Genomic DNA, 1580 nt, shown 5'->3' with positions numbered 1-1580 from the left:
CCTCTCCCCCGCCCACCACGAACTCGCCCGCACGGCCGAGGTGTACCTCGACTGCGCGGGCCAAGCGGGGCGCGCGGCGGCCGAGTTGGGGATCCACCGGCAGACGCTGTACTACCGGCTGTCGCGGGTGGAGCAGTTGACGGGGCTGGACCTGGACGACGGGGAGGACCGGCTGCTGCTGCACATGGCGTTGAAGAGCGCGCGGCTGTAGAGCTCATCAGCCGGTGATCTACTGCTCGGCATGCCCCTGCTGATGCTCGATCTGGACAACACCCTGGTCGACCGTGACACCGCGTTCCGGGACGCGGTCACCGACTTCCTGGCCGCGCACGGTCTGCCGGAGGGCGACCTCGCCTGGCTGATGTCGATCGACGCCAGTGGCTACACGCCGAGGCGGACCATCGCCGAGGCCATGACCGAGCGCTACGGCGGGAACGTCACCGGCGACGCGGTCCGGACCCTTCTCGACCGGGGCGCCGCCGACCGCGTCACCCTGCCCGAGCCCACGCGCGCCGCCCTCGCGGAGGCCGTCGCCGCGGGCTGGACGTGCGTGATCGTCACCAACGGCCGTGTCGTACAACAGGAGTTGAAGATCCGGCACACCGGGCTCGACGCGATCGTCCACGGCTGGGTGATCTCCGAGGCGGCCGGCCACAAGAAGCCCGCACCGGAGATCTTCCACGTGGCGGCGGCCGAGGTCGGGGCCTCCCTCCGCTCGTCCTGGGTCATCGGCGACTCGGCACACGCCGACATCCGGGGCGCGACGGGCATCGACGCGCACAGTGTGTGGGTGTCGAACGGCCGCCCATGGACCGAGCCGGCGTTCCGCCCCACGCACATCGCCGTCGACGCCGCGTCCGCGATCCATCACGTCGTCGGTGCCCCGGGAACAGCCCGCTGAGCAGCGGCAGTTGGACGCGGCGATGCTAACGTCGCCCGACTGATTCCCTCGTGCGATCGGAGTGGGGCCGTGATGAAACTTCTCCTCACCGACTCCGGTGTCAGGAACGCGAGCATCCTTGCGGCGCTGGTCGACCTCCTCGGCAAACCGATCGCCGAGGCCGACGCGCTCTGCATCCCCACCGCGGGGTACGGGGGCCCGTACGGTGACCCGGGCGGGCCATGGCGTTTCATCAGCGGTCAATCCCCCAGCCCCATGACCGAGTTGGGCTGGAGGTCGGTGGGCGTACTGGAACTCACCGCGCTGCCCGGCATCGACAAGGAACGCTGGGTCTCCTGGGTCCGGGAGGCGGACGCCCTCCTGGTGAACGGCGGCGACGCGCTGTACCTGTGCCACTGGATGCGCGAGTCCGGCCTGGCAGGCCTCTTCCCTCACCTCGACAGCCCGGACTGTCCGGAGAACACCATGGCCGACGCGGAACGATGGGCCGCCGCGACAACGGGTCCGGCGTACGCCATCGACGCCCAGACCGCGATCAAGGTGACCGATGGTGGCGGTGTCGAGGTCGTGTCCGAGGGGCACTGGAGGCTGTTCGACGGAGCGACCGGTCCAGTGGCCCGGAATTGGAGCTGACCGCCACCCCGCCAGAACCCTAGTGTCGACCTCATGACGACCGGCC

The 1580-nt window shown here is 70.2% G+C and carries 3 protein-coding genes; all 3 read left to right on the top strand.

Going from position 1 to position 1580, the window contains the following annotated elements:
• The coding region (locus tag AC31A1_RS51170; protein ID WP_489659876.1) for a PucR family transcriptional regulator at window positions 1-211 on the top strand (211 nt) is incomplete at its 5' end.
• A 30-nt stretch (window positions 212-241) separates the two neighbouring features.
• Entirely contained in the window at window positions 242-901 is a 660-nt protein-coding gene (locus AC31A1_RS51165; protein ID WP_489659875.1) for an HAD family hydrolase, read from the top strand.
• A gap of 72 nt (window positions 902-973) precedes the next feature.
• Window positions 974-1534 carry a Type 1 glutamine amidotransferase-like domain-containing protein gene (locus AC31A1_RS51160; RefSeq protein ID WP_489659874.1) on the top strand — a complete coding sequence of 187 codons (561 nt, stop codon included), beginning with the start codon at window positions 974-976 and terminating at the stop codon, window positions 1532-1534.
• Window positions 1535-1580 lie beyond the last annotated feature (46 nt).

This window comes from Streptomyces sp. P5F9, assembly GCF_057961495.1.
The sequence above is the reverse complement of the archived record's forward strand: the minus strand, read 5'-3'. Positions and strand labels throughout refer to the sequence as shown.